The organism is Ruegeria sp. K5, assembly GCF_056531805.1.
Map to the genome: position 1 here is coordinate 343161 of NZ_JBQFML010000002.1, position 25470 is coordinate 368630.

Below are 25470 nucleotides of genomic sequence, written 5' to 3' on the forward strand. Positions count from 1 at the left end.
GTGCAAACGCTTAGCGGCGGATGCCCAGCTTTTTGATCAGGTCCTGATAGCGCGCTTCTTCCTTGCCCTTCAGGTAGTCCAGCAGCTTACGGCGCTGAGCAACCATTTTCAGCAGACCGCGACGACCGTGGTTGTCTTTCTTGTGGGTCTTGAAGTGCTCGGTCAGGGTGTTGATGCGCGAGGTCAGGATCGCAACCTGAACTTCAGGCGAACCGGTGTCGCCTTCTTTGGTTGCGAATTCTTTCATGACGCGTGCTTTTTCAGCAGTAGTGATCGACATCGGGGTCTCCTTTAAAGGTTAGAGTTAATGGCGCAGGCCGGGATGTCGTCCAGCACAGGCCCATGGAGAAACCCGCACCGATTCCGATGCGGATGGGCGCGTATAGGCGCTTTTTTTGCCAATGGCAAAGGGATTCTGCGAGGCTAGAGCGTCTGCCCGTACTGGGCCAGTTGGGCCTCGGTAATCAATCGGATGTCGTCGCTGGTCATCCCGTCGGCCCCATAAAGATGCGCAACCTCCTGCCCGTCGATAACAACACGGGTCAGGTTGGTGTTCTCTTCGTCTTGCTGGATCTGAATGTCGGGATCGTCCGAGGCGTCCCATGTGATCAGCAACTTGTCCTCACCGGGCTGGAAACCCATGACGGTGACCTCTTCGTCATCCCCTTCGGTGTCGAGGATGATCTGGTCGGCCCCCTGGCCGCCATTGGCCACATCTCCGCCCTGGGCCAGGATCGTGTCGTCGCCGGTGCCACCGTTCAGAAAATCGAGGCCGGGCGTAGTGCCGTCTTCGCCGCCAAACAGCAGGTCATCGCCATCACCACCAAACAGCACATCTTCGCCTTCGCCCCCGGATAGTGTGTCGTTGCCATATCCACCGTGCAGCGCGTCATCGCCTGCGCCGCCTGCCAGCCTGTCGTCGCCCTGACCACCGTAGAGCGCATCCGCGCCCTCGCCGCCGTCCAGCTCATCGGCGCCGAAATGGCCATACAGCTTGTCGTCTCCTGCATTTCCGGACAGCAGGTCGTCGTCCGCCTCGCCATGCAGAATGTCCGATCCGTGCCCGCCGGACATCACATCCTGACCGTCGCCCCCGTGCAGAACGTCATCGCCGCAACCGCCATTGATGATGTCGTCTCCGCCATAGCCGTTGATCTGGTCGTCCCCCTCCTGCCCGGTGATTTCATCTGTACCGTCAGAGCCTGCGATCACCAGATCACCAAGATGTTCGGAGATTACGGTGCCGGTTGAGATCTCCGGACCCTCAGGCGTTTCAGGTTCTCCAACGTTCTCGCCAATATCCAGAAATTCGCCTTCGGTTGGTTCCTCGGGCGTGTCGTTTATCGGTTCGTCGTCTTCGGGTTCCTCCTCGGTCGCGAACACGTCGCTCATGGCGTAAGCCGCGCCGCCGACGGCGGCCAATCCAAGCAATCCGGCCAGAAACATGGGAACCCTCCGAAAGCACACTGCTCCGAGGTTGAACTATCCCATCCGGCTCCCGGTTTGGTCAAAGCAAGCCTGAGTCCGTGGTTAACCCTTTGTCACCACGGTTCGGGCTGCTGGGTGTATGCGATATAAAGCGGGTGTTTGGGGTGCCCGTCCTTTGTCAGCCCCAGATGAAACAGAGGCTGGCCTGAGCCGCGCAATAGGGTTTCCACCGCCGGGCCGCGTTCCAGATGCGCGCCATGGGTGCCCCAGGCGGCGATCACCTGATCGGCCCATTGTACGCCGTCCAGAATCGCGGCGTCATTCTCGGGCCCCACCGGATCGGCAGCGGCGCGCATCTTGCGCGGGTCGGTGTCGCGCCAGGCAAAGATATTTGTCACCTGAAACGCCCCGAACCCCAGCGCCCGCGCGCGGCGTTCGCAGCGTTCCACCGTTGGGTCGTTCTGCACCTCGGTCGCGGTTGAGGGGTTCAGCATCACAAACAGCGCCTTGCGCCCCGCCGCATTCCAAACGCGGGTCAGGCTATAGCGATACTTCTCGCAATCCGAATAGATGGCGGTCGAGGGCGCGTCGCCCTTGGTATGGGTGCGTGTGATCATGTCTTTCGGCTAGCACAGCGTTCAGGCGACGAACACCCGGCTGGGATGCAATTCGCCGGATTTGTAGATGCCCACGGCCACGGCCTTGCCATCGAGCGAGGCCCAGGCTTCGTCGCCATATTCCACGTCCGACGCCAGCACCATGCCCGGATTGCCGTTGCGCAGGCGGGTGGCACCCTCGGGGGTGCATTTCAGCTCGGGCAGGTCCGACAGGCCGGTTTCCAGCGGATGCAGGTACTCGTCCAGTGCCTCGGTCTTGGCCATCTCGTCGATCTGTTCGATGGACAGGCCGTCTTCGGCCTCGAACGGGCCGGACCAGATGCGGCGGAGTTCCTTGACGTGGCCGTAACATCCCAACGCTGCACCCAGATCGCGCGCGATCGAGCGGACATAGCCGCCTTTGCCGCAGGTCATCTCAAGCACCACGTGGTCTTCGTCGGGGCGGTCGACCACCACCAGTTCCTCGACCCACAGGGGCCGGGCAGACAGTTCCACATCCTCGCCATCGCGGGCCAGCTTATAGGCGCGCTGTCCGTCGATCTTCACGGCTGAGAACTTGGGCGGCACCTGCATGATGTCGCCCAGAAACGGAGCCAGCGCCTGTTTGATATCGTCATCCGAGGGGCGTGCATCGCTTTCCGCAATCACCTCGCCTTCGGCATCGTCGGTATTGGTGGCCTGACCCAGACGCACGGTGAAGGTGTAGGCTTTCAAGGCGTCGGTGATGTAAGGAACGGTCTTGGTCGCCTCACCCAAAGCCACGGCCAGAACGCCGGTTGCCTCGGGGTCCAGCGTGCCCGCATGGCCCGCCTTTTTGGCATCCATCGCCCAACGCACCTTGTTGACTACGGATGTCGAGGTCATGCCCGCAGGCTTGTCCACCACCAGCCAACCGGAAATGTCGCGGCCCTTGCGTTTGCGTCCCATCTTGCACCTTGCCTTTTGCTGAGGCGCGCGGGTTAGCGGATCGTTTTGCCGCTGTCAATTTGTGGGCGTATCTTCCACCACACCCACAATTGGCCCCAGCGAGAACCCCAGATCCGAACGCCCGCCCGCCCGATCATACATGCGCGAGATATTGCCATCGAAGAACAGCGCATTCGGGGTGCCGATCACATCCCGAAACAGGCTGCCGAACTCGTGAAAGGTCACGTAATCCTCCGAGATCGCAAACACCGCCTGCGTTCCATCGGCGCTGGTGCCCACCCCGTTGCGCACATAGAGCGAGGTCGAATCGGGCAGGAAACGCGGATGCAGTTCTCCGTCGATCACCAGCATCGGGCCGGACTGGGTGGCGAACCGGCAATCGGGGGCCTGATCGACATAGGTCAATGTCTCATACACATCGGCGCGACCGTCACGGATGCAGAATACGCCGTTGGGCAACAGGCCGAAATTGCCGGGGCCTGCATTCGGGATCACGCGCATTTGCTCGTGTCCCTCTTCGACATAATGCCCGACGGGCGAGCGGTCGTCGTGGTACATGCCCGCGTTCATCGCAAAGGCCAGTTGCTTACCGCTGGGCGCAAGCGCTTCGTTCACGGATGAAAAATGCCCCAGCACCGCGCCGTTTTCATCATTCAGAAACAGGCGCAGGTCTTCATTGGCGGTGTCCACTTCGCAGACGGTATACCGCTTGTCCTCATGGGTCAGCTTTTCGCAGGTCACCGCGCCCGCCTGCGCCGCCCACATGGCAGCGCCCAACGTGACAAGGGTACGGATCACTCGTCCAGATCGCGGCGCACCGCGTCCTGTTCGAACATGCGGCGGGTATCGTCCAGACGGTCAAATGTATCATCCAGACGGAACCGCAGATCGGGCGAGAATTTCAGGTTCAGTTTCTTGCCAATCACGCGCCGCAGTTCACCTTTGTTGCGGGCCAGCAGTTCAATCACGTCCTCCTGCCCCTTGCCGCCAAGGGGCAGCACATAGGCGGTGGCGATCTTCAGATCGGGCGAGGTGCGCACCTCACCCACTGTGATCGACATGCGGTTCAGGTCGGGGTCGTGGACATCTCCGCGCGCCAGAACCTCGGACAGGGTGCGGCGGATCAGTTCGCCGACACGCAGTTGCCGTTGGGACGGGCCGGGGCCATCGTGGAATTTGTTCTTTGCCATATTCCCGATCTAAGCGCAAAGCAGGGCTTTGCCAAGCAGGCGCGAACGGGGTAGGAGGCTTTGAGCCGACTTAGCGAAAAGGACCAGCGCAATGACCCATATTCCGGGGATCGTCATCACAGGGGCTTCGGGCCGTATGGGGCAGATGCTGATCAAGACCGTGTCTGATAGCGATCAGGCGCGTCTGGTCGGTGTGGTCGAGCGTAAAGGCCACGACTGGATCGGTCAGGACGTCGGTGAAGCGATGGGCGGTCAGGCATTGGGCGTGACTGTAACGGACGACCCTCTGGAGGCATTCGCGCAGGCGCAGGCCGTGATCGATTTCACCGCGCCCGAGGCGACGCTGGATTTTGCCGCACTGGCCGCACAGGCGCGTTGCGTGCATGTGATCGGCACCACCGGCATGACAGACGAACAGATCGCGGCGCTGGAACCGGCCTCGCGCCATGCGGTCATCGTGCGGGCGGGCAACATGAGCCTTGGCGTCAACCTGTTGATGCAACTGACCAAAAAGGTCGCCGCTGCGCTGGATGAGGATTTCGACATCGAGATCATAGAAGGCCATCACCACCACAAGGTCGATGCGCCTTCGGGCACCGCGCTGATGTTAGGCGAGGCCGCCGCCGAGGGGCGCGGCGTCAAGCTGAACGATGTGTCCGACCGGGGCCGCGACGGCATCACCGGCGCGCGCAAACGCGGCGATATCGGCTTTCACGCCATTCGCGGCGGAGATGTGGTCGGCGAACACGACGTCCTATTCGCCGCACCGGGAGAGCGCATCGTTTTGCGCCATCTGGCCTCGGACCGCGCGATCTTTGCCCGCGGCGCGCTGAAGGCGGCGCTGTGGGGGCAGGGCAAGGCACCGGGTCAGTATGATATGGTGGATGTGCTGGGGTTGTAGGCCCATAGACGGATCGCCCTGAGGCGCTAATGTCAGATCATGCGGATCCTGAAATCGCGCGTGGCTATCGGATTGTTGTTGGCAGTGTTTTACCTGACGCTGCTGCCGTTTGTGGTGCATGGGTTCGGGATGATCGGCCTTGGGCTGTCGCACAATGCGCCCGCGCAAAGCTATTTGTTTGCGCACGGTCAGAGCGTCGGCAACGCGGCGATGATTCTGCATATCTTTGCCGGAACGGTGTTGGTGACACTGGTGCCGCTGCAATTGATCCACCCCCTTCGGCAGAGGTTCAATGGGTTTCACCGTGCATTGGGAACGATGCTGATTGCGCTGGCGCTGACCACCGGGCTAGCCGGGATGACCTATATCCCCTTGCGTGGGACAATTGGCGGCCCGGTTATGTCTGCTGGCTTTTTCCTGTACGGCCTGTGCCTGTTCACCTCGGCGCTGATGCTGGCGCGCATGGCGATCATTCGGGATCGCGCGGGCCATTGGGCCTGGGGGCTGCGGCTGTTCTGGCTGGCGCTGGGGTCGTGGCTCTACCGGGTGCATTATACGCTTTGGTATCTGTTGACCGGAGGGATTGGGTCAGAGCCCGATTTCTCGGGCCCTTTCGATCTGGTGCAGAACTTCGCGTTCTTTGTGCCCTATCTGCTGATCGTTCAGATATGGATCATGCGTAGGCGTTCGGGTCATCAAGGGGTGCTAGTCACAAATCCTTGATCTTGTCTGCCCGCAGGGGGCAGGCCAGATAGACACCGAACTCTTTGCCGATATCTGCGCTGACGCGGGCATGAACCCGTCCCTGCCGGTCAAGGAATCGCTGATTGTCTTCGACCGGGAAAATCCCCTCGTGCCAGATGCCGGGATGGATATAGAGCCCGCGCGAGCCGTCGCACCAGAACGCCACCACTTTGTCGGGCGTCAGGTTGTCGCCGGGCAGGGCGGCGGGGACGATGAAGGGTTTGTCGTCCAGCGGCCAGAACATCTGCCCGCCATCGGGGTGATAGTTCATATGCCACAGCAAGACCTGATCGCGGGGCGCGGTTTGCCGGTCGGTCTGCGCCTGCTGAGGGTCAGCGGACCAGCCCAGTACGTAGTGGCCCTTGACAGCCTCGTTCTCGCCATAGAGCACATCGCCCTGCCAGTCGCATTTGAACGTGCCCTCGACCCAGCCGCCTTCGTCGCCGGTGCCATCGTCGATGGGTCGCCATCCTTGCTGTGGCCAGCGGGAGATCTCAATCTCGAATGTGTCGGGGTCATCGACCAGACAGCCGTATCCTTTGACCGTCTCATCCGTCGCGCGGATCAGAGGGACCTCATGCCACGGCAACGAGGGTTTGGAACTGGCCTCAAAGATATATTCCGGCGCGCTCATGACGACCCCAGATGCCTGTCGACCATCCGCTGCACCATCGGCGCGAAATGGGCGAAATCGGGCGTCTCCATATCGGCGCGTTTGCCGGCCTCATCCAGATAGCGCACCTGAATGATCTCTTTCAGGTTCGGGTTGGCCTCGAACGCGGCAACCTCCTCGGCGCTCATCGGGCCGCCTTGCAGTTCCAGCGTATGGACCGAGGCGGCAGACAGGCGGTTGAAATATTCGGGCTTGGTGGCGCAGAGATACCGCTTGGCCGCCACGTGATAGCGGCAGCAATCGGTGATGACCGAGGGGAAGAACTGTTCCAGCACCTCGGCGCCTGCATCCTCGTGGTGGCGGTCTTCGGTGTCGTCGGGGTGATAGGTGCCGAACTCGGAGGTGAAGTGCCCGATATCGTGCAGCAGGGCACCGACGATGATTTCCTCGGGCTGGCCGTTCTGCTCGGCGATGGTGGCACCTTGCAGCATGTGTTCGGCCATGGTGACGGGTTCGCCCAGATATTCCTCACCACCGCGACGCTCGAAGATGTCACCGATGAAGGCCACGATATTGTCCCGGTTCAGGGTCGAAAAATCCGGTTTCATTCCGCGGCCTCCGGCTGTGCCATCTCCATCGCTGCCAGTGTGGACAGCAACCCGTCCTTGTCGGCGTAGCAGCCCTGCAACCAGCGCGAGCCTGTGCCGGAATAGCCCAGACGCGCGTGCAGGACGCGGGTGTTATCGACGATAAAGCTTTCGCCCGGTTCCAGCTTGAACGACACGCCCATGGCCGGATCGTCGATGATCTCGCCCAATTGGCGATAGGCGGCGTAATAGGCCTCCATCTGGTCGAACGGGATGTCCACGAACGGCGCGGATGAGCGGTTGTTGAAGCGGATGGCGATCAGTTCCCCATCCGGCGACAACTCGATCATCGGGCGGCGCGAGCGCAGGCAGACGCCGTCCGAGCCCTTGTATTCGAACCGGGCGGGATAGCCTGCCAGCAGGGCAAAACCTTCGGGGTTCTGTTCACGCAGTTTTTCGGCGGCGCGGAAGCCGTCGACGACGATGGAATCGCCACCTTCGGCTGAGTTCTCAAGACAATAGAGTATTTGCAGCGTCGGCACCGGGTCGCGGTATGGGTTGTCGGTATGCGCCTGCAAACCCAGCCCGGTATAGGCGAGGTTGGTCGGGTTCACCTCAGTCCGGACCTCGAAATAGGGGCCATAGTTGGTCTCGCGCACATAGCCGAAAAGATCGGCCACTTTCAGCAGCGATTCCGGCTGGGTCGGGCCGCCGGTCAGCTTGGCGAAACCGTATTCCGCGACGGCGGCCAGCCAGCCGCGCTTGGCTTCGGGGTTGGCGTGGACCTGATCCCAATCGCCGCTGGGCGCGGCTATGCCGCGTTCCCAGGTGGTGATGCCGGGGGCGGTGCGGCCGATGTCTTGCGCATGGGCGCGGTCATAGCTGTGATCGGCCAGCCAGATGGCGGGGAAGGTGACGGTTTTGTCTTCGGGCTGGAACGTCACGGTCAGATCGCCATTGGCGACTTCGGCGGCGCTGACCGAAATGTCGGCGGGAATATCACCGATGGTAATCAGGCGCTGGCCATTGCCCGGCGCGCGGGTTTCAGAGTCCAGCGCGTTGTCGCGCAGCCAGATGGCGTGGAAACGGGCCGTGGTGCCGGTGTCGAACGCGACAGTCACGACCGAGGTGTCATGGGTGGCGGTGCGCAGCATGGGGATCTCCTGTTCAGCGCGGCTTTGGTTGAGGAAATACGCGCCTCGTGGCATTACGACAATTAATCCTTCTTTCGGCTGAGGCTTGGAAAAACTTATGGCTAAGAAAAAGATCGGATTGCCCCCGCTGGACTGGCTGCGCGTGTTCGAGGCCGCCGGGCGGCTGGGCGGCTTCTCGGCAGCGGCGAAAGAGTTCGGCCTGACTCAGGCGGCAGTCAGCCAGCGGATCGGCAATCTTGAAGCGTGGCTGGGCCGGACCCTGTTCGTGCGCGAGGCGAGGGGTGTGTCGCTGACGGTGGAAGGCGAAAGCTATCTGCCGTTGGTGCAGGACAGTTTGCAGGCGCTGGAACGCAATACCGAGGATCTGTTCGGCAAATCTCCGCGTGAATTGCGGGTGGCCGGGCTGGCCTCGAACATCCATGCGCTGGTCCTGCCTGCGCTGCCTCGGTTTCAGGATATGCAACCCAAGGTGCGGGTGATGACCGATTCCGTGGCGCGTCGATCCTCGTTGGATGAGGAACGGACATGGCTGCAAATCCGCTATGGTCGCGGGGCGTGGCCGGGGCGGGATGCGGAGTTGATCGCGCCTGAGGTGCTGGTGCCGATGGCCGCGCCCGGTATCGGCTGGGGCGTACCGCTGATTGATCTGCGCGGCGAACGGCCCGGTTGGCGCGACTGGGCGCGGAAGACGGATCCGGCGGAATTGCCCCCGTCACAGATCAGTTTCGATTCGATGGAACATGCCCTTTCCGCAGCCCGTCAGGGGATGGGCGTGGTGCTGGGCTCGGTGCCTCTTGCGCAAGCGGATTTGCAGGCGGGACGGCTGCGCAGGCTGGATTTGCCCGAGTTGCAGACCAAAGATGGCTATTGTCTGACATGGCCCGAGGACCGGGCCAAATCGAAAAAACAACGCGCCCTGATTGGTGATTTTCTTCAGGCGCTACGGGGTTGAGCGCCTAGGGTCCTGACTCTAGAAATCTATGGCGATGCCCTTTTTCTCCCAATCGCCATAGCGGGCCGGGTCGGGGCCATCGCGCCCGCCCAATTCCTTGGGCAACTCTTTTGCCTCGGCCTGTTTGCGGCGTTCCTCGGCCTCGGCCAGTGCGCGCTGGGCGGCGGGGGGCAGGTCTTTGCGGTCGTCACTCATGACATCGGGTTCCTTTCCGTGCAGGGGCTTGATATACGCCCCCGTCCGCCCTTGGCAATGCGGGCGAGGGTCACATCAAAGGCGGTTTCATGTCCGACAACGCAACGGCAGCGCGACGCAGCGCGATCTATCTGCTGGATCAGATTCTGGGAGAGGGGCGGCTGCTGTCCGAATGTCTGGCCGCAGGTGCGCTGGACCGGCTGGACCCCGAGGATCGCGCGCGGGCGCAGCGCCTGACGCTGGAAACCCTGCGCGGGTTGGAGCGTGCGGACCGGCTGCTGGACAATCACCTGAACCGGACGCCTGCCCTGACCGTTCACAACGCATTGCGTTTGGGCGCGGTTGAGCTGTGTCACGGTGAGGCCGCGCATGGCGTGGTCAATTCCATGGTCGAGATTGTGGGCCGGTCGCGCAAGCATGGGCGCCTCAAGGGTCTGGTCAACGCGGTGCTGCGCAAAGTCGCCGCCGAAGGCCCGGAGGCCTGGCCGAAGATGCGGGTGCCGCGTTTGCCGGAATGGCTGCGCGACCCGCTGGTTATGGCCTGGGGGGCCGAGGCCGTTGCGGGCATGGAACAGGCCCATTTTGCCGGTGCGCCGCTGGACTTGTCGCTGAAACCCGGTGCGAGCGGACCCGGTGACGCTCTGCCAACGGGGTCGATGCGAGTGCGGGATGCGGGGCAGGTGTCGGCCCTGCCGGGGTTCGACACGGGCGATTGGTGGGTTCAGGATGCAGCAGCAGCCCTTCCGGTGCTCGTTTTGGCACCCAATGCCGGTGAGAAAATTCTGGACCTCTGCGCCGCACCGGGCGGCAAGACGCAGCAACTGGCCGCTGCAGGGGCCGAGGTCACGGCACTGGATATCTCGGAAGGACGGCTGGAACGCGTCCGCGAAAACCTTGCGCGGACCGGCCTGAAGGCAAATGTCATCGCAGGCGACGCGCTGGATCATCAGGGGCAATATGACGCCATCCTGCTGGACGCGCCCTGCTCCGCCACCGGCACCATCCGCCGCCACCCCGACCTGCCCTTTGCCAAGGACGGTTCCGAGTTCGGAGGGCTGATCGAATTGCAGGCCCGGATGCTGGCTCATGCCTGGACCCTGCTGAAACCCGGCGGGCGGCTGGTCTATTGCACCTGTTCGCTGCTGCCCGACGAAGGCGAGGTGCAGGTCGAAGAGGCGCGGGATATGTTCCCGGACATGTCCGTAAACCGCGACGCGCTGAACATCGACGGGGTCGAGCCGGACTGGATCACCGAAGAAGGTGGCCTGCGTCTGCGCCCCGATTACTGGCCTGATCTTGGTGGTATGGACGGGTTCTATATCGCCTGCCTCACCAAATCCGCCTGAGCACACGCTTTTCGATGACTTGACGATCGGCACGGTCTATCGTTGGGTCTCAAGCGCCAGCAGAGCGCAAGGGGCAGAGAAACACGCGTCATGTCAGAAACGGACACCATGACCAGCCGGTGGATGCGGTTTCAGAACCGTTTTTACGCGCGCCTGAGCCAGCGGCAAAAGGCGGTCACGGGGTTTGTATCGCAGCCCGAACCACGCACTGTCGGGTCCTTCGCCCGAGGCCGCCAACTGGTCGCCGGGAACCTGCTGTTCGCCGGTTATCTGGTCGAGGCACAGGATACCGGCTTGTGGGAGGTCGCAGCCCCCAGCGTGGGATTTGACGATGAGCGCCACGGTTTTGCATGGCTGGACGATCTGGCTGCTGTCGGTGACATGCGGGCGCGGGAAAAGGCGCAGCGCTGGGTCTGGGGCTGGATCGAGGCGCATGGGCGTGGCCATGGTCCGGGATGGGTGCCGGACCTGACCGGGCGGCGGGTCATGCGCTGGATCAACCACGCGATCTTTCTGTTACGCGGCGTTGATGACAAGCACAGCAAGCTGTTCTTCCGATCCCTTGCGCAACAAACCTGGTTCCTGTCGAAACGCTGGCAGGCCGCCACGCCGGGCCTGCCACGGTTCGAGGCGCTGGCCGGTCTGGTGCAATCCGGACTGGCGCTGGAAGGGCTTGAGGCAATGGCCGATCCGGCCCTGCGTGCTTTGGCCCGCGAATGTGAACGTCAGGTGGACGCCCAGGGCGGCATTCCCACCCGCAACCCGGAGGAATTGCTTGAGGTGTTCACTCTGCTCAGCTGGACCTCGGCCGCGCTGAACGATGTGGGGCGGGGCACGCCGGTGGCGCAGGCCAATGCCATCAAGCGGATCGCCCCCACGCTGCGCAGCTTGCGCCACGCGGACGGGGCGCTGGCCCGGTTCCACGGCGGCGGGCGTGGGGTCGAAGGTCGGCTGGAACAGGCGCTGGCGCAAAGCGGGGTCAAGCATAAGGCCGCGACCGAATTGCCGATGGGCTATGCAAGGCTGTCCGCCGCGCGGACGACTGTGATTGTCGATGCAAGCTCTCCGCCGACAGGGGCCGCGTCACTGAACGCCCATGCCTCGACACTGGCGTTTGAGGTGACCTCGGGCCGTCGCCCTTTGATCGTGAATTGCGGGTCCGGGGCCAGTTTCGGGCTGGACTGGCGGCGGGCGGGTCGGGCGACCCCGTCCCATTCGACGCTGTGTCTGGACGGTTATTCCAGCGCAAGATTGGCCAAGCCGACACCAGATAGCGAGCATCAGGCGCTGGTGGACGCCCCACGCGAGGTTCCGGTTGAGTTCGAAGACGCATTCGAAGGTATTCGCTTTGTGGCCGGGCATGACGGCTATGCCAAAACCTTCGGTCTGACCCATGCCCGCACATACGAGCTGCGTTTTGACGGGCGAGAACTGACTGGCGAAGATATTCTGCTGACCGCAACCGACAAAGCCAAGCGGCAGTTTGACAGGGCGCTGGACGCATCCGGCCTTTCGGGTATCGGGTTTGACATCCGTTTTCACCTGCACCCGGACGTCGATGCGGCCATTGATCTGGGCGGTGCGGCGGTGTCGATGGCGCTCAAAAGCGGTGAGATCTGGGTGTTCCGCCACGATGGCGTTGGAAAATTGTCTGTCGAGCCAAGCGTTTACCTTGAAAAAGGCCGCCTGAAGCCACGCGCGACAAAACAGATCGTTCTATCTGGCCGCGCAATGGAGTATGCGACGCGCATCCAGTGGATGTTGAGCAAGGCGCAGGATACTGCCTATGCCGTGCGCGACATTCACCGGGACGAGCCCGAGTTTGACTGACGCCAAAAGGACCTTTGGACCCATGACCGACCTTCACCCCGTGCGCCGCGCGCTGCTTTCCGTATCCGACAAGACCGGTCTGATTGATCTGGGAAAGGCACTGGCCGAGCGCGGGGTTGAACTGCTATCGACCGGCGGCACCGCCAAGGCGCTGCGCGATGCGGGGTTGGACGTGAAGGACGTGAGCGAGATCACCGGGTTCCCCGAGATGATGGATGGCCGGGTGAAAACCCTACACCCAATGGTGCATGGGGGCCTGCTGGCGCTGCGGGACAATGACAGCCACGTCGCCGCGATGGATGAACACGGTATCGGTGCCATCGATCTGCTGGTGGTGAACCTCTACCCGTTTGAGGCCACCGTGGCCAAAGGTGCCGACTATGACACCTGCATCGAGAATATCGATATCGGTGGCCCGGCGATGATCCGCGCGGCGTCGAAAAACCACGCTTTCGTCAATGTGGTGGTGGATGTGCAGGACTATGACGCCCTGCTGGCCGAGCTGGAGGCGAATGAGGGTCAGACCTCTTACGCTTTCCGGCAAAATCTGGCGCAGACGGCCTATGCCCGCACCGCCGCCTATGACGCGGCCGTGTCGAACTGGATGGCCGATGCGCTGGCGGCCGAGGCTCCGCGCCGCCGCGCCTTTGCCGGTGAGCTGAAACAGACCCTGCGCTATGGCGAGAACAGCCACCAGCAGGCGGCGTTCTATACCGACGGTACGAACCGCCCCGGTGTGGCGACCGCCGTGCAGCATCAGGGCAAGGAACTGAGCTACAACAACATCAACGACACAGACGCTGCCTTTGAGCTGGTGGCCGAGTTCGATCCAGCGCAAGGTGCCGCCTGCGCCATCATCAAACACGCCAACCCGTGCGGCGTGGCCAAGGGCGCGACGCTGCTTGAGGCGTACAAGGCTGCGTTCGACTGCGACCGCACCTCGGCCTTTGGTGGCATTGTGGCGCTGAACCAGCCGCTGGATGCCGAAACCGCGCAGGAAATCACCGGCATCTTCACCGAGGTTGTGATCGCCCCCGGTGCCTCGGATGAGGCCAAGGCGATCTTTGCCGCCAAGAAAAACCTGCGCCTGCTGACGACCGAGGCGCTGCCGGATGTGACCACCGGCGGCAAGACCGTGCGTCAGGTGGCGGGCGGCCTGCTGGTGCAGGACAAGGACAACGGCTTTGTCGGCATGGATGACCTGAAGGTTGTTACCAAGAAAGCCCCGACCGCGGACCAGATGCGCGACCTGCTGTTTGCGTGGAAAGTGGCGAAACACGTCAAGTCCAACGCCATCGTCTATGTCAAAGACGGCGCGACCGTGGGCGTGGGCGCTGGGCAGATGAGCCGTGTGGACTCGGCGCTCATTGCGGCCAAGAAGGCCGAGCGCATGGCCGACGCGCTGGGCCTGCCTCAGCCGCTGACCATCGGCTCCGCCGTGGCCTCAGATGCGTTCTTCCCCTTCCCTGACGGTCTGATGGAGGCGGCGCAAGCCGGTGCAACCTGCGTCATCCAACCCGGCGGCTCGATGCGGGATGATGAGGTGATCGCGGCGGCGGATGAGGCCGGTCTGGCCATGGTCTTCACCGGCATGCGTCACTTCCGTCACTGATGTCGTATCGGCTGTTCTACTGGGCCGCGTTTTTGGCCATCGCGATCGACCAGATCAGCAAGTTTCTGGTCGTTCGTGTCATGCGCGTGGCGGAACAGCCCGGCGGTATCGATGTGCTGCCGCCCTTGGTGGTGTTCAAATACGGCGAAAACCGCGGCATCAATTTCGGCCTGTTTCAGGGCGATTCCGATGCCGCGCGCTGGGTTTTGATCGGCATTTCGATTGCCATTTGTGTTGCCGTTTTTGTCTGGCTGCGGCGTACCACGCCGTCGAAACTGATGCTGATCTGCGGCGGTCTGTTGATCGGCGGGGCCTTGGGGAATGTGGTGGATCGGGTGCTGTATGGCTTTGTTCTCGATTTCCTGAACATGTCGTGTTGCGGCATCAACAACCCCTATGTCTTTAATCTGGCGGATGTTTTCGTCTTTGCGGGCGCGATCGGGCTGGTTTTGTTCGATGGAAAAAAGCCCTCGTGACGCGCCCAAGGATATGCGATAAAACGGCCCAAACAGGCTGGAGACTCTGATGCGGTTGTCGCGCGCCCCAATTGCTTTGATCTTTGCCGTCGCTGTTGCGGCGTGCTCGAACTCTGGTTTGCGCACGCTGGAACCGCCGGGGCAGGGGCCCGATGAATTCTCGGTCCTGCCGGTCAAACCGCTGACACAGCCACAGGATTATGCGTTCCTGCCTGCGCCCACTCCGGGTGGGGGCAACCTGACCGATCCGAACCCGCAGGCTGATGTGGTTGCGGCGCTGGGCGGAAACGCTGGCGCGCTGAACCCGAACGGGGCGGTTCCTTCGTCTGATGCCGCGCTGGTGGCTGCATCGGGCCGTTACGGTGTGCCGCCAGATACGCGTCAGGTGGTTCAGGCCGAAGATGATGCGTTCCGCAAACGCCGCGGCCGTTGGACCGGCCTGCGCCTGTTCCCTGTGGATCGTTACGCACAGGTCTATGAGCGGCAGTCGATCAACCCGCAGGCTGAAACCGAAGCCGCCCGCCGCGCAGGGTTTGAGACACCGTCGTCACCGCCGGATGAATAATTCTTAACTTTCTGTCATCTCCCTTGAACCTGCCGCGCACCACCGTAGTTTTAGTCGGATAACGAAACGGAGGATGCCCCATGGTTCGGGCCCTTGCCCTGTCGGCTGCCCTGATCGCCGCGACGCCCCTTTTTGCTGACGAGGAAGAGGCGGTTACAACCTTCACGCTGGACAACGGCATGGACGTCGTGGTGATCGAAGATCACCGCGCCCCGGTCGTGCAACATATGGTCTGGTATCGCGCGGGGTCTGCCGATGAACCCGTCGGCTCGTCCGGTGTTGCGCATTTTCTGGAACATCTGCTGTTTAAGGGCACGGACACGCTGGCCCCGGGTGAGTTTTCGGCCACCGTGGCGGCCAATGGCGGCAATGACAACGCCTTCACCTCGTATGACTATACCGCCTATTTCCAGCGCGTCGCCGCCGACCGGCTTGAACTGATGATGCGGATGGAGGCGGACCGGATGCGCAATATCCGCCTGTCGGAAAATGACATCCTGACCGAGCGCGACGTGATTTTGGAAGAACGCAACCAGCGCACCGAGAACAATCCGCGCGCCCTGTTCGGCGAGCAGATGAACGCGGCCCAGTACCTGAACCACCGCTTAGGCGTACCGATCATCGGCTGGAAACACGAGATGGAGACGCTGGATATGGAGGACGCGCTGTCCTTCTACGAAACCCATTATGCGCCCAACAACGCCATTCTGGTCGTGACCGGGGATGTGGATTCGGATGAGGTACGGGCGCTGGCCGAAAAGTACTATGGCGTGATCCCGGCCAATCCGGACCTGCCCGAACGGGTACGGTCGCAAGAACCACCGCACACCGCCGAACGCCGCCTGACCTTCAAGGACCCGCGCGTGGCGCAGCCTTATGTGCAGCGCAGCTATCTGGCCCCTGAACGCGATCCGGGCGCGCAGGAAACGGCAGCGGCCCTGTTCCTGCTGGCGGAACTCTTGGGGGGCAGCACGACCTCTTACCTGAATGAAAAGCTGCAACTGGATCAGCAGATCGCCGTCTATGCCGGGTCCTTCTATCGTGGGGTTTCGCTGGATGATACGACCTTTGATCTGCTGGTGGTTCCAGCCGAAGGCGTGTCCTTGCAAGAGGCCGAGGATGCCATGGATCAGGCCGTGGCCGATTTCATCGCCGAGGGCGTGAACGAAGAGGATCTGGATCGGATCAAGATGCAGCTGCGCGCGTCTCAGATCTATGCGCGCGACAATGTGGACGGCATCGGCAACCGCTATGGCCGGGCCCTGACCAGTGGTCTGACGGTCGAGGACGTGCAGGCCTGGCCTGATATTCTGCAAGCGGTGACGGGCGATGAGATCATCGCCGCCGCGCGCGACGTGTTGCAACGCGAGGCGTCGGTCACCGGCTGGCTGATGCGCGAAGATGAGGTGACGCAATGAAACGGTTTTTTGCCCCCCTGATCGCGCTTTTGTTCGCTGTACCGGCCTGGGCCGAGATCGAGATCAAAGAGGTCACCTCGCCCGGGGGCATCACCGCCTGGCTGGTCGAGGATCATTCGATCCCCTTTACAGCGCTGGAACTGCGCTTTCGCGGCGGGACATCGCTGGACGACCCCGACAAGCGCGGGGCCGTGTACCTGATGAGTGGGCTGATTGAAGAAGGTGCGGGAGACATGGATTCGCGCTCCTATGCGCGTGAATTGGAGGCTCTGGCCGCATCGTTCAGCTACAACGCCTCGGATGACAGCGTTTCGATCTCGGCCCGGTTTCTGACCGAAAACCGGGATGAGGTGACGGATCTGTTGCGGACCACCATCCACGAGCCCCGGTTTGATCAGGACGCGGTGGATCGGGTCAAAGCGCAGATTGTGTCGGGGCTGCGGTCGGACGCGACCGACCCCAATGACATTGCGGGCCGCAATTTCTCTGCCATGGCCTATGGCGATCATCCCTATGGGTCCGAAGGGAAGGGCACCATCGAAAGCGTCTCGGCCCTGACCCGTGATGATGTGGTCGAGGCCTATGGCAATGTCTTCGCCAAGGACCGTCTGTATGTCGGCGCGGTCGGAGACATCACAGCCGAGGAATTGGGTGCGCTGCTGGACAATCTGCTGGCCGATCTGCCGGACACCGGAAAGCCGATCCCCGGCAAGGCCGATGTGACGATCGAGGGCGGGATCAGCGTGGTCGAGTTCGACACGCCGCAATCCGTGGCCCTGTTTGGCCATGAAGGCATGGATCGCGACGACCCGGATTTCTTCCCCGCCTTTATTCTGAACCACATTCTGGGCGGCGGCGGGTTCGAAAGCCGCCTGATGCAGGAGGTGCGCGAAAAGCGGGGTCTGACCTATGGGGTGGCAACCTATCTGGTGCCCAAGGATCTGGCCTCGGTCTATCTTGGCTCGGTGTCTTCGGCCAATGACCGTATTGCTGAAGCGGTCGAGGTGATCCGCGCCGAATGGGCCCGCGCCGCCGACGAAGGCGTGACCCAGAAGGAGCTGGACGACGCCAAGACCTATCTGACCGGTGCCTATCCGCTGCGCTTCGATGGCAATGGCCAGATCGCCGGGATCATGGTCGGGATGCAGATGCAGGGCCTGCCCATCGACTACATCGCCACCCGCAACGACAAGGTGAACGCCGTGACGCTTGAGGATGTGAACCGCGTGGCCAGCGAACTGTTGGACCCCGAGGGCCTGCATTTCACCGTGGTGGGCAAACCAGTGGGTTTGGATACCACAAATTGAGTCAGGGATGACCCGGACCCGGTTTCCTAACGGAAGTGTTGCTGTTTAAGGGGCAGCGGCTCTGCGGTCCGCCAGATCTTCTGGATCTTGGTGTCAGCGCAGAGCCCAGTCTGGACATCGTCCATCAGTTCTGCGCACCGTGACGTATGTCGCTGACGCAAGACTTTGCGCAAATATTGGAAACTGCCCTGCCGACCGATCCCAGCTTTCGGCGGATCGAACAAACAGTAATAGATAACTGTATCAGTGACACCCGACGATGCGCTTTCGAGGGGTCCAAAGAGGATTTTCTGTTTTCCGCGATGCGCCTTTTGGCGCTTCCCGACAACGGACACACGCGGTTGATTCCAAACGATGCAATCTCGGTGCTTCCGCTGAGGTTTGTAAGCGTCGGGACGGGTTACCATTTGGTTGGTGCAACACCAGAAATAGCAGCGCCACGAGGAGAGTTGATTGCCGTCAACGGCGCACCTTTGGGGCAAATCGAAGCCGCCTCAAGACGTTTTCTGGCGGGAACGCGCCAAAGGAAACGGGTCATCGGATCGATCCTACTTGCGTGGCCTTATGCTCTGGCTCGCTTGGGTTTTGCATCAGAGGACGATACGACCGAGTATCGCGTGCAGGACGAGAATGGGCAGACAACCAATGTCAAACTGGAGAACGGGTCCAGGGTTCCTGCATCAACGCTCTACCCGAGAAACGAGCATGGCAGGGCTGATCCGACCTGGGAACCCGAAACCTTTGTGAACATAAAGGACTGGCACGAACTTGGGCTTTCAATTCTGTTGCCAAGTTTCTTTGATTCGGGCGAACGTGATCTGCCTGAAGCCATTTCAGATGCAGCGGACCGCGTAGGTGCCTGCTCAAACAAAACACTCTTAATTGACGTTCGCGGAAACACTGGCGGCAATTTTCTTCTAACGATGCCTTTGATCGACGCAATCTCGCAAAGCGCAAGCAAGCAGGTCGTTGTGCTTGTCGACAAATTCACGTTCTCCGCCGCGATCGTCTTTGTTGCCAACCTCAAACATCGTTTGGGAAACAGGCTGAAACTCATCGGGGAAGAAATGGGCGATGGGTTGGTATTCTTTGCCGAGGGCGGGATGCTGGAGTTGCCGACCAGCGAGGCGGTCGTGCGATACTCTTCAGCCTTTCACGACTGGCAGAACGGAACGTATGACGACACCACACCTCCCGAGATCGCGCGGCAAATCGTACCCGCAGGAGCACTGAAATTGGATAGGGAATGGGTGGTAAGACCTACTGATGTGGATGCACAAGGCGCGTTCCATCAACAAGTTCTCAAAAGCGTAAGCAATTAGGCGAACCGCAGAAAGCCCCCCGCAGATTTCTGCGAGGCTGCTCCGTTTTGTAAGAGCGTTGCGCCTCGGGTTACTTTGGACGTTGCTGCGCGTCTTGTAAGGGGTTCAGCCCTTTTTCATGCTACGCAGCATGTCGCCCATCATCTGCCCGAACTTGCCCGAGCCGCGCTGATACAGTGCGCCATCAACGGCCAGAACCGTGCCGCTGATATAGCTGGCCATGTCCGAGCTGAGGAACAGGCACGCGTTGGCCACATCCTGCGGCTGACCCCAGCGGCCCAGCGGCACATCTTTGCGGATCTCTTCATGTGCGCCGTCCGATGGCGTCAGGCGTTTGGCGCCTTCGGTGCCTTCGATAAAGCCCGGTACGACCGAGTTCACACGGATGCCCTCGATCCCCCATTCCATCGACAAGGTGCGGGTGATCTGATCGACCCCTGCCTTGGCGGCGCAAACATGCGACTGGCCCTCATACGGCAGATAGGATTGCGGGGCCGAGATATTGATGATGCTCGCGCCGGGGCGCTTGACGTAGGGATAGGCCCCTTTCATCACATGGATCGTGCCCATCAGGTCGATATCGATCACGGTTTTGAACGCATTGACCGACATTTCAGAGGCCAGCGCCGGGAAGTTGCCCGCCGCGCCCGAGACCAGAACGTCGAAATCCCCGAACGCCTCGTGGAACTGTTTCAACCCCTCGGCCACCGCATCCGGGTCGCGCACGTCAAAGGCCGCGCCGATGGCATCCGCCGCACCGACCTCTTTCAATGCGGCAACAGTATCGTCCACCTTCTCCTGAGACCGGCTGGCGACGGCCAGCTTGGCCCCCGAGGCGGCAAACGCCTCGGCAATGCCTCGGTTGATGCCGCTGGTGCCGCCGATGACGATGACGGTTTGTCCTGAAAAATCCATATGGGCCTCCCGTGATGCGGGAGCCCTACTCGCCGTAGGGCACCCAGATGTTCTTCACCTCGGTCGCAGCTTGCAGGAAGCGGCGGGAATGGTCTACGCCCCAATCGACTGCCGTTGCGTTATTGACCCATGTGCGTTTCAGGTTCCCGGCTGATGCCGCCTCGATCTCGGCCGACAGGTCGGTGGACGAGAAGGACCAGACCGCATCCACGTTCAGGTGCGCGGCAAGCGGTTTCGCCAGTTCCGCATGGCTGCCGGTCAGGATGTTCACCACGCCAGCGGGCACATCCGAGGTTTCGAGGATCTGATAGAAATCCGTCGCCGCCAGCGGATAGGGCTCGGACGCGGCCAGAACCACCCGGTTGCCCATCGCAATCGCCGGGGCCATGGCCGAGACCAGACCCAGCAGCGGTGCCTCATCCGCGCAGAGCGCACCGATGACGCCGACGGGTTCTTTCATCGCAATGGCAACGCCCCGGATCGGCACGCCATGCACCTGACCGTCATATTTGTCGGCCCAGGCGGCCGCGGTGAACAGGCGCTGGATTGAGGCGTCGACCTCTTTCGCGCCGTCCTTTTTGCCGGTCATGGCGTCGATACGCGCGGCGAATTCACCAGCGCGGGCCGAGAGGTTTTCGCCGATGTAATACAGGATCTGCGCCCGCAGATGGCCGGTGGTCTTGGACCAGCCCTTGGCACCCGCCGCCGCCTCAACCGCGTTGCGGACGTCCTTGCGGTTAGCCAGCCCCACATGACCCAGCAGCCCGGATTTGCCCCAGACGGGTTTCGAATAGCCTCCGTCGGGCCGCGCCTGCTTGCCACCGACATACATCTTGGCGGTGCGGTCGATGGGATCGACCGGAGTACCTTCGCCGGTCGCCGCCTCGACCTTGGCCAGAGTCTTGGCCTTGCCCTTGGGTTTGGTATAGGCCGCCAGCCCTTCCCAACCGCCTTCACGACCAAAGCCGCTTTCGCGCACGCCGCCGAATCCGGCGGCAGCGTCGAACAGGTTGGTCGCGTTCACCCAGACCACACCCGCAACCAGCTTGGGCGCGATATCCAGCGCGAGGTTCACATTCTCGGTCCAGACCGTCGCCGCCAGCCCATAGCGGGTGTTGTTGGCCAGTTCCACCGCCTCTTCCGGCGTGCGGAAGGTCGAGGACACCAGCACCGGGCCAAAAATCTCCTCCTGCATCAGCGGATCGGAGGTCTCCAGCCCCGAAATCAGCGTCGGCGGGTAGTAGCAGCCATTTGCGGGCAGGTCACAGGCGGCCTGATGGACATGGCCCACCGTGTTGCTTTCGACCATGCCCTTGATGGTCTGCAACTGCACCGGGTCCACAACCGCGCCCACATCGATGCATTTGTCCAGCGGATCGCCAATGCGCAAACCGTCCATGCGGGCGCGCAGTTTCTCGTGGAAGCGATCCGCGATGCCCTCCTGCACCAGCAGGCGCGAGCCCGCACAACAGACCTGACCCTGATTGAACCAGATCGCGTCCACCAGACCTTCGATGGCGGAATCGATATCGGCGTCATCGAACACGACATAGGCTGACTTGCCGCCCAGTTCCAACGTCAGTTCCTTACCGGAACCCGCCGTCGCCTCGCGAATGCGCCGCCCCACCGAGGTCGAACCGGTGAACGCGATCTTGTCCACGTCCGACGCCACGATCATCTCACCCACGGCCCCATCGCCGGTGATGATATTCACGACACCTTTCGGCAACCCGGCCTGCGAGCAGATGTCAGCAAACAGCAAAGCGGTCAGCGAGGTATATTCGGCCGGTTTCAGAACCACCGTGTTGCCCATCGCCAGCGCCGGCGCGATCTTCCACGAAAGCATCAGCAGCGGGAAGTTCCACGGGATGATCTGACCGCAAACCCCCAGCGCTTCAGCATTGGGCAATTCGCTTTCCATCAACTGCGCCATGCCCGCGTGGTAATAGAAGTGCCGCTGTGCCAGCGGGATGTCGATGTCGCGCGACTCCCGGATCGGTTTGCCGTTATCCATGCTCTCCAGCACCGCAAACAGGCGCGCATGTTTCTGCAGTAGCCGCGCTATGGCATAGAGGTATCGCGCGCGGCCAGCGCCGCTCAGCTTCTCCCATTTAGGCTGCGCTTTGCGCGCGGCGGCGACGGCGGCGTCCACGTCACCCTGTTTGGCTTGCGTCAGCCTGGCCAGTACCTCTCCGGTCGCCGGATTGCGGCTGTCGAAGCCTTTGCCGGTCTTGGTGAAGGCCCCATCGATGTAGTGGCCGAACGTGTCGCCCTGATCGACCAGCCAAGCCAGCGCCTCGGCAGCGCTTTCGGGGGCGGGGCCGTAGTCCATGGTCTCGAAAATCTCTTTGACTGTCATTGCTTCATCTTTTCCAAAATACTCACTGTCCAGACCTGTCCAGGGGCTCAGCCCATGGAATGTCTGTACCCAGCCGAGTAAGCCCCGGTCACATAGTGTTCCAACTGCCGCTCAATATCGCCCAGCAGCGACGATGCACCAAAGCGGAACAGGTCGGGTTCCAGCCAGCGGTCGCCCAGCTCATCCTTGATCAGCGACAGGTAGACCAGCGCGTCCTTGGCCTTGGAAATCCCACCCGCAGGCTTGTAGCCAACGCGATAGCCGGTGCGGTCATAGTAATCTCGGATCGCCCGGATCATCACCAGCGACACGGGCAGGGTGGCATTAACGCTTTCCTTCCCGGTCGAGGTCTTGATGAAATCCGCCCCCGCCATCATGCAGACCAGCGACGCGCGGGCGACGTTGCGCAGGCTGCCCAATTCTCCGGTCGCGAGAATGGCTTTGACATGCGCATCGCCACAGGCCACGCGGAACGCCTTCATCTCGTCATACAAAGCCTGCCAATCCCCCGACAGCACGTGACGGCGCGAGATGACGATGTCGATCTCTTCGGCCCCGGCTTTGACGCTTTCCTCGATCTCGGCCACGCGCAGGTGGAAGGGCGACAATCCGGCGGGAAAGCCGGTAGAAACCGCCGCGACGGGAATACCGGTGCCTTCCAGCGCCTGAACCGCCGTGTCGATCATGTCGTGATAGACACAAACGGCCCCGGTGGTGATCGGTGGCATGTCCAGCGCCTGCAGTGTGGCCGACGCAACCGGCTGCCGCGCCTTGGCGCACAGGCGGCGCACGCGGCCGACCGTATCATCGCCCGACAAGGTGGTCAGGTCGATCATCGTGATCGCCCTCAGCAGCCACGCCGCCTGATACTCTTTCTTCACCGACCGCCGACCCGGCAGGGTCGCCGCGCGCCGTTCAATGGCCGAGGTATTGGCCTGCACCGCGCGGACCCAGTCCAGATCAAGCTCCATACCGGGGTTTCTGGGTTCGGTCACTTGCGGCAGATGCGCGGTGCGCACGGGGCTTTCTGAGCTCTGCGTATCCATCATCACGTCCTTTGGGAGGTTTGCGCCAAAATCGCACGGGACGCCCGCAAATGGAAGGTATCAGGTGCGCTTGGGTGCAAATTTTTTGACCATTTGGAAAAATAATTGCAGGTTTTGTTGCGAATAATTCGCAATTGCGTTGACTTAGTTGCGAATGGTTCTCATATTCAATCTCAACACGGAACCTAATCTGGGGTCTGAACATGATTCGTCGCAGTTTTCTTGCTGCCATGGCTTTTGCCGCATCGATGCCGTTCGCCGCGTGGGCGGAGGCACCGCTGAAAGTTGTCGCTACCACCGGGATGATCGCGGATGCCGTGCGACAGGTCGGCGGCGATCAGGTCGAGGTGAAAGGCCTGATGGGTCCCGGCGTCGACCCGCATGCCTATCGCCAGACCCGCAGTGACATCGTTGCGATGACCCGAGCCGATCTTGTGCTGTGGCATGGTCTCTACCTCGAAGCGCAAATGGAAGATTTTTTCGGCGATCTCGGACGCAAACAGACCGTGATCGCGGTGGCCGAAGGCATCGACAAGACCAAGCTGCGCGCCCATGACGATTACGCCGACAAATACGACCCGCATGTCTGGATGAGCCCGACCCTTTGGGGCGATGTGGTGACCGTGGTTCAGGCAGCACTGACCGAGGCGCGCCCCGAAGCGGCAGAGGTTTTTGCCGCTAATGCAACCGCGCATTTAGCCGAACTGGATGCTTTGACAGCCTATGCTGATCAGGTTTTGACTGCCGTGCCTGAAAACAACCGCGTGCTGGTCACAGCCCATGATGCCTTTGGCTATTTCGGCGCGGCCTATGGTTACGAGGTGATGGGCGTTCAGGGCATCTCGACCCAGTCCGAGGCTGGTTTGAACCGGATCGGAGAACTGGTCGATACGTTGGTGGACCGCAAGTTGACCGCTGTTTTTGTGGAAAGTTCGGTCTCTGACCGCTCGATGCGCGCGCTGATCGAAGGGGCTGCGGCCAAGGGTCATGAGGTGACTGTGGGTGGCGAATTGTACTCGGATGCAATGGGCGAGCCGGGCACGTATGAGGGCACCTATATCGGCATGCTGGATCACAACATCACGGTGATTGGTGGGGCGTTGGGGGCCGATGTACCGGAACGCGGTTTGAACGGCAGATTGTCGGCGGGGTTCTGAGCGATGCTTGAACTGGCCACAGATAAGGGTGTCTCGGTCGTTGAGCACAGCATAGGCGACAGCCCCTTGGCCATTCGGGGTCTGACTGTGTCCTACGGGCAGAAACCGGCTGTCTTTTCAGTGGACATGACCGTTCAGCCGGGGGCCATGACAGCCATTATCGGCCCGAACGGGGCCGGGAAATCGACCTTGCTGAAAGCGGCGCTTGGGATCGTGTCCCCTTTGTCGGGCCGGGTAACGGTGTTTGGCGAACCGCTTGAGGCGCAGCGTGCCCGGATCGCTTATGTGCCGCAGCGGGCCAGTGTTGATTGGGACTTTCCGACCCGCGTGATTGATGTGGTCCTGATGGGTCTGTCCCGGCAGCTGGGCCTGCTGGGCCGCGTCCGCGCGCGCCATAAGGCGGCGGCGATGGATTGCCTGAACCGCGTGGGCATGCGCGATTTTGCGGATCGTCAGATCGGGCAGCTTTCGGGGGGGCAGCAACAGCGCGTGTTTCTGGCCCGCGCGCTGGCTCAGGACGCTGACCTGTATCTGTTGGACGAACCCTTTGCCGGGGTTGATGCGGCCACCGAAAAGGCCATCATCGCGGTGCTGAAATCGCTGAAAGAGGCGGGCAAAACCGTCGTGGTCGTGCATCACGATCTGGCCACCGTCACCGACTATTTCGATCATGTCTTCCTGATCAACACCCGCAAGGTTGCCGAAGGCCCGGTGGCCGAGGCGTTTACCGCCGAAACCCTGCAATCCGCCTATGGGGGCCGTCTGGCCACCGCGCAAATCGACCAGATTTCGCGTGCGCTGGGGTAACA

26 protein-coding genes are annotated in these 25470 nt (G+C 61.8%); 13 read left to right on the forward strand and 13 right to left on the reverse strand.

From position 1 onward, the window contains the following. Positions 1-10 precede the first annotated feature (10 nt). The 6 genes from rpsO to rbfA form a co-directional block, all read right to left on the reverse strand. Positions 11-280, reverse strand: a complete 270-nt coding sequence (gene rpsO, locus ACR0MO_RS11100; protein ID WP_170453629.1) for a 30S ribosomal protein S15 — start codon at positions 278-280, stop codon at positions 11-13. A gap of 143 nt (positions 281-423) precedes the next feature. Continuing rightward, positions 424-1446, reverse strand: coding sequence for a calcium-binding protein (locus tag ACR0MO_RS11105; RefSeq protein ID WP_480891219.1), 1023 nt, complete (start codon positions 1444-1446; stop codon positions 424-426). Between the two features lie 95 nt (positions 1447-1541). Further along, on the reverse strand, positions 1542-2045 hold the full coding sequence (locus tag ACR0MO_RS11110) for a DUF1643 domain-containing protein (protein ID WP_480891222.1): 504 nt from the start codon (positions 2043-2045) through the stop codon (positions 1542-1544). A gap of 21 nt (positions 2046-2066) precedes the next feature. Next, entirely contained in the window at positions 2067-2972 is a 906-nt protein-coding gene (truB, locus tag ACR0MO_RS11115; protein WP_480583826.1) for a tRNA pseudouridine(55) synthase TruB, read from the reverse strand. A gap of 54 nt (positions 2973-3026) precedes the next feature. Then, complete coding sequence (locus ACR0MO_RS11120) at positions 3027-3770, reverse strand: phosphodiester glycosidase family protein (RefSeq protein WP_480583829.1); 744 nt, start codon at positions 3768-3770, stop codon at positions 3027-3029. Further along, positions 3767-4162 (reverse strand): 30S ribosome-binding factor RbfA, encoded by a 396-nt coding sequence (rbfA, locus tag ACR0MO_RS11125; RefSeq protein WP_170453633.1) that lies wholly within the window; start codon positions 4160-4162, stop codon positions 3767-3769. The genes ACR0MO_RS11120 and rbfA overlap by 4 nt, the downstream gene beginning before the upstream one ends. 91 nt (positions 4163-4253) lie before the next feature. On the opposite strand from rbfA, the gene dapB reads away from it, so the two are divergent. Both dapB and ACR0MO_RS11135 read left to right on the forward strand, forming a co-directional pair. Next, positions 4254-5063: a 4-hydroxy-tetrahydrodipicolinate reductase gene (gene dapB, locus ACR0MO_RS11130; protein ID WP_170453634.1), complete on the forward strand. Its 810-nt coding sequence runs from the start codon at positions 4254-4256 to the stop codon at positions 5061-5063. A 39-nt stretch (positions 5064-5102) separates the two neighbouring features. Continuing rightward, positions 5103-5786 (forward strand): DUF2306 domain-containing protein, encoded by a 684-nt coding sequence (locus tag ACR0MO_RS11135; RefSeq protein WP_480891225.1) that lies wholly within the window; start codon positions 5103-5105, stop codon positions 5784-5786. Here the strand turns inward: ACR0MO_RS11135 and ACR0MO_RS11140 are convergent. The 3 genes from ACR0MO_RS11140 to tmpA are packed head-to-tail and all read right to left on the reverse strand — an operon-like array spanning position 5773 to position 8161. Beyond that, positions 5773-6441: an ureidoglycolate lyase gene (locus tag ACR0MO_RS11140; protein ID WP_480891227.1), complete on the reverse strand. Its 669-nt coding sequence runs from the start codon at positions 6439-6441 to the stop codon at positions 5773-5775. The two genes, ACR0MO_RS11135 and ACR0MO_RS11140, sit on opposite strands and share 14 nt — an antisense overlap. Next, positions 6438-7028: a (R)-1-hydroxy-2-trimethylaminoethylphosphonate oxygenase gene (gene tmpB, locus ACR0MO_RS11145; RefSeq protein ID WP_480891230.1), complete on the reverse strand. Its 591-nt coding sequence runs from the start codon at positions 7026-7028 to the stop codon at positions 6438-6440. Before tmpB ends, ACR0MO_RS11140 begins: the two co-directional genes overlap by 4 nt. After that, positions 7025-8161 (reverse strand): 2-trimethylaminoethylphosphonate dioxygenase, encoded by a 1137-nt coding sequence (tmpA, locus tag ACR0MO_RS11150; RefSeq protein ID WP_170453638.1) that lies wholly within the window; start codon positions 8159-8161, stop codon positions 7025-7027. Before tmpA ends, tmpB begins: the two co-directional genes overlap by 4 nt. 97 nt (positions 8162-8258) lie before the next feature. On the opposite strand from tmpA, the gene ACR0MO_RS11155 reads away from it, so the two are divergent. Beyond that, positions 8259-9113: a LysR family transcriptional regulator gene (locus tag ACR0MO_RS11155; protein ID WP_170453639.1), complete on the forward strand. Its 855-nt coding sequence runs from the start codon at positions 8259-8261 to the stop codon at positions 9111-9113. An 18-nt stretch (positions 9114-9131) separates the two neighbouring features. Here the strand turns inward: ACR0MO_RS11155 and ACR0MO_RS11160 are convergent, their stop codons facing one another. Further along, entirely contained in the window at positions 9132-9308 is a 177-nt protein-coding gene (locus tag ACR0MO_RS11160) for a DUF1674 domain-containing protein (protein WP_170453640.1), read from the reverse strand. A gap of 89 nt (positions 9309-9397) precedes the next feature. Here ACR0MO_RS11160 and ACR0MO_RS11165 point away from each other — a divergent pair, with 89 nt between their 5' ends. The 8 genes from ACR0MO_RS11165 to ACR0MO_RS11200 all read left to right on the forward strand — a co-directional run bounded on the left by ACR0MO_RS11165 (position 9398) and on the right by ACR0MO_RS11200 (position 19184). Further along, on the forward strand, positions 9398-10654 hold the full coding sequence (locus ACR0MO_RS11165; protein WP_480780712.1) for an RsmB/NOP family class I SAM-dependent RNA methyltransferase: 1257 nt from the start codon (positions 9398-9400) through the stop codon (positions 10652-10654). 90 nt (positions 10655-10744) lie between these two features. Next, positions 10745-12484 carry a heparinase II/III family protein gene (locus ACR0MO_RS11170; protein ID WP_480891232.1) on the forward strand — a complete coding sequence of 580 codons (1740 nt, stop codon included), beginning with the start codon at positions 10745-10747 and terminating at the stop codon, positions 12482-12484. Positions 12485-12506: 22 nt separating this feature from the next. After that, positions 12507-14096 carry a bifunctional phosphoribosylaminoimidazolecarboxamide formyltransferase/IMP cyclohydrolase gene (purH, locus tag ACR0MO_RS11175; RefSeq protein WP_170453643.1) on the forward strand — a complete coding sequence of 530 codons (1590 nt, stop codon included), beginning with the start codon at positions 12507-12509 and terminating at the stop codon, positions 14094-14096. Beyond that, the gene (gene lspA, locus ACR0MO_RS11180) at positions 14096-14572 is read left to right on the forward strand and encodes a signal peptidase II (RefSeq protein WP_170453644.1); all 477 of its coding nucleotides are present in this window, start codon (positions 14096-14098) and stop codon (positions 14570-14572) included. The genes purH and lspA overlap by 1 nt, the downstream gene beginning before the upstream one ends. A 49-nt stretch (positions 14573-14621) precedes the next feature. After that, positions 14622-15137, forward strand: a complete 516-nt coding sequence (locus ACR0MO_RS11185; protein WP_170453645.1) for a DUF3035 domain-containing protein — start codon at positions 14622-14624, stop codon at positions 15135-15137. An 80-nt stretch (positions 15138-15217) separates the two neighbouring features. Beyond that, complete coding sequence (locus tag ACR0MO_RS11190) at positions 15218-16555, forward strand: M16 family metallopeptidase (RefSeq protein ID WP_480891235.1); 1338 nt, start codon at positions 15218-15220, stop codon at positions 16553-16555. Continuing rightward, positions 16552-17862, forward strand: a complete 1311-nt coding sequence (locus tag ACR0MO_RS11195; protein WP_170631068.1) for a M16 family metallopeptidase — start codon at positions 16552-16554, stop codon at positions 17860-17862. The genes ACR0MO_RS11190 and ACR0MO_RS11195 overlap by 4 nt, the downstream gene beginning before the upstream one ends. Positions 17863-18008: 146 nt before the next feature. After that, a complete protein-coding gene (locus tag ACR0MO_RS11200) occupies positions 18009-19184 on the forward strand; it encodes a S41 family peptidase (protein ID WP_480891237.1) in 1176 nt (391 codons plus the stop codon). 105 nt (positions 19185-19289) lie between these two features. Here ACR0MO_RS11200 and ACR0MO_RS11205 read toward each other — a convergent pair whose 3' ends face one another. The 3 genes from ACR0MO_RS11205 to deoC are packed head-to-tail and all read right to left on the reverse strand — an operon-like array spanning position 19290 to position 23504. Next, on the reverse strand, positions 19290-20099 hold the full coding sequence (locus tag ACR0MO_RS11205) for an SDR family oxidoreductase (protein ID WP_480891239.1): 810 nt from the start codon (positions 20097-20099) through the stop codon (positions 19290-19292). Between the two features lie 25 nt (positions 20100-20124). Further along, positions 20125-22458 (reverse strand): aldehyde dehydrogenase family protein, encoded by a 2334-nt coding sequence (locus tag ACR0MO_RS11210; RefSeq protein ID WP_170521338.1) that lies wholly within the window; start codon positions 22456-22458, stop codon positions 20125-20127. Positions 22459-22505: 47 nt separating this feature from the next. Further along, complete coding sequence (deoC, locus tag ACR0MO_RS11215) at positions 22506-23504, reverse strand: deoxyribose-phosphate aldolase (protein ID WP_480891241.1); 999 nt, start codon at positions 23502-23504, stop codon at positions 22506-22508. Between the two features lie 203 nt (positions 23505-23707). Here deoC and ACR0MO_RS11220 point away from each other — a divergent pair, with 203 nt between their 5' ends. Beyond that, positions 23708-24661, forward strand: a complete 954-nt coding sequence (locus ACR0MO_RS11220) for a metal ABC transporter solute-binding protein, Zn/Mn family (RefSeq protein ID WP_170453652.1) — start codon at positions 23708-23710, stop codon at positions 24659-24661. 3 nt (positions 24662-24664) lie between these two features. Then, entirely contained in the window at positions 24665-25468 is an 804-nt protein-coding gene (locus tag ACR0MO_RS11225; RefSeq protein WP_170623189.1) for a metal ABC transporter ATP-binding protein, read from the forward strand. Positions 25469-25470: the final 2 nt, after the last annotated feature.

Bases quoted from the DNA above. Each gene is read 5' to 3' on its own strand.
- rpsO (WP_170453629.1), bottom strand. From the start codon at position 280: ATGTCGATCACTACTGCTGAAAAAGCACGCGTCATGAAAGAATTCGCA.
- ACR0MO_RS11105 (WP_480891219.1), bottom strand. From the start codon at position 1,446: ATGTTTCTGGCCGGATTGCTTGGATTGGCCGCCGTCGGCGGCGCGGCT.
- ACR0MO_RS11110 (WP_480891222.1), bottom strand. From the start codon at position 2,045: ATGATCACACGCACCCATACCAAGGGCGACGCGCCCTCGACCGCCATC.
- truB (WP_480583826.1), bottom strand. From the start codon at position 2,972: ATGGGACGCAAACGCAAGGGCCGCGACATTTCCGGTTGGCTGGTGGTG.
- rbfA (WP_170453633.1), bottom strand. From the start codon at position 4,162: ATGGCAAAGAACAAATTCCACGATGGCCCCGGCCCGTCCCAACGGCAA.
- dapB (WP_170453634.1), top strand. From the start codon at position 4,254: ATGACCCATATTCCGGGGATCGTCATCACAGGGGCTTCGGGCCGTATG.
- ACR0MO_RS11135 (WP_480891225.1), top strand. From the start codon at position 5,103: ATGCGGATCCTGAAATCGCGCGTGGCTATCGGATTGTTGTTGGCAGTG.
- ACR0MO_RS11140 (WP_480891227.1), bottom strand. From the start codon at position 6,441: ATGAGCGCGCCGGAATATATCTTTGAGGCCAGTTCCAAACCCTCGTTG.
- tmpB (WP_480891230.1), bottom strand. From the start codon at position 7,028: ATGAAACCGGATTTTTCGACCCTGAACCGGGACAATATCGTGGCCTTC.
- tmpA (WP_170453638.1), bottom strand. From the start codon at position 8,161: ATGCTGCGCACCGCCACCCATGACACCTCGGTCGTGACTGTCGCGTTC.
- ACR0MO_RS11155 (WP_170453639.1), top strand. From the start codon at position 8,259: ATGGCTAAGAAAAAGATCGGATTGCCCCCGCTGGACTGGCTGCGCGTG.
- ACR0MO_RS11160 (WP_170453640.1), bottom strand. From the start codon at position 9,308: ATGAGTGACGACCGCAAAGACCTGCCCCCCGCCGCCCAGCGCGCACTG.
- ACR0MO_RS11165 (WP_480780712.1), top strand. From the start codon at position 9,398: ATGTCCGACAACGCAACGGCAGCGCGACGCAGCGCGATCTATCTGCTG.
- ACR0MO_RS11170 (WP_480891232.1), top strand. From the start codon at position 10,745: ATGTCAGAAACGGACACCATGACCAGCCGGTGGATGCGGTTTCAGAAC.
- purH (WP_170453643.1), top strand. From the start codon at position 12,507: ATGACCGACCTTCACCCCGTGCGCCGCGCGCTGCTTTCCGTATCCGAC.
- lspA (WP_170453644.1), top strand. From the start codon at position 14,096: ATGTCGTATCGGCTGTTCTACTGGGCCGCGTTTTTGGCCATCGCGATC.
- ACR0MO_RS11185 (WP_170453645.1), top strand. From the start codon at position 14,622: ATGCGGTTGTCGCGCGCCCCAATTGCTTTGATCTTTGCCGTCGCTGTT.
- ACR0MO_RS11190 (WP_480891235.1), top strand. From the start codon at position 15,218: ATGGTTCGGGCCCTTGCCCTGTCGGCTGCCCTGATCGCCGCGACGCCC.
- ACR0MO_RS11195 (WP_170631068.1), top strand. From the start codon at position 16,552: ATGAAACGGTTTTTTGCCCCCCTGATCGCGCTTTTGTTCGCTGTACCG.
- ACR0MO_RS11200 (WP_480891237.1), top strand. From the start codon at position 18,009: ATGTCGCTGACGCAAGACTTTGCGCAAATATTGGAAACTGCCCTGCCG.
- ACR0MO_RS11205 (WP_480891239.1), bottom strand. From the start codon at position 20,099: ATGGATTTTTCAGGACAAACCGTCATCGTCATCGGCGGCACCAGCGGC.
- ACR0MO_RS11210 (WP_170521338.1), bottom strand. From the start codon at position 22,458: ATGACAGTCAAAGAGATTTTCGAGACCATGGACTACGGCCCCGCCCCC.
- deoC (WP_480891241.1), bottom strand. From the start codon at position 23,504: ATGGATACGCAGAGCTCAGAAAGCCCCGTGCGCACCGCGCATCTGCCG.
- ACR0MO_RS11220 (WP_170453652.1), top strand. From the start codon at position 23,708: ATGATTCGTCGCAGTTTTCTTGCTGCCATGGCTTTTGCCGCATCGATG.
- ACR0MO_RS11225 (WP_170623189.1), top strand. From the start codon at position 24,665: ATGCTTGAACTGGCCACAGATAAGGGTGTCTCGGTCGTTGAGCACAGC.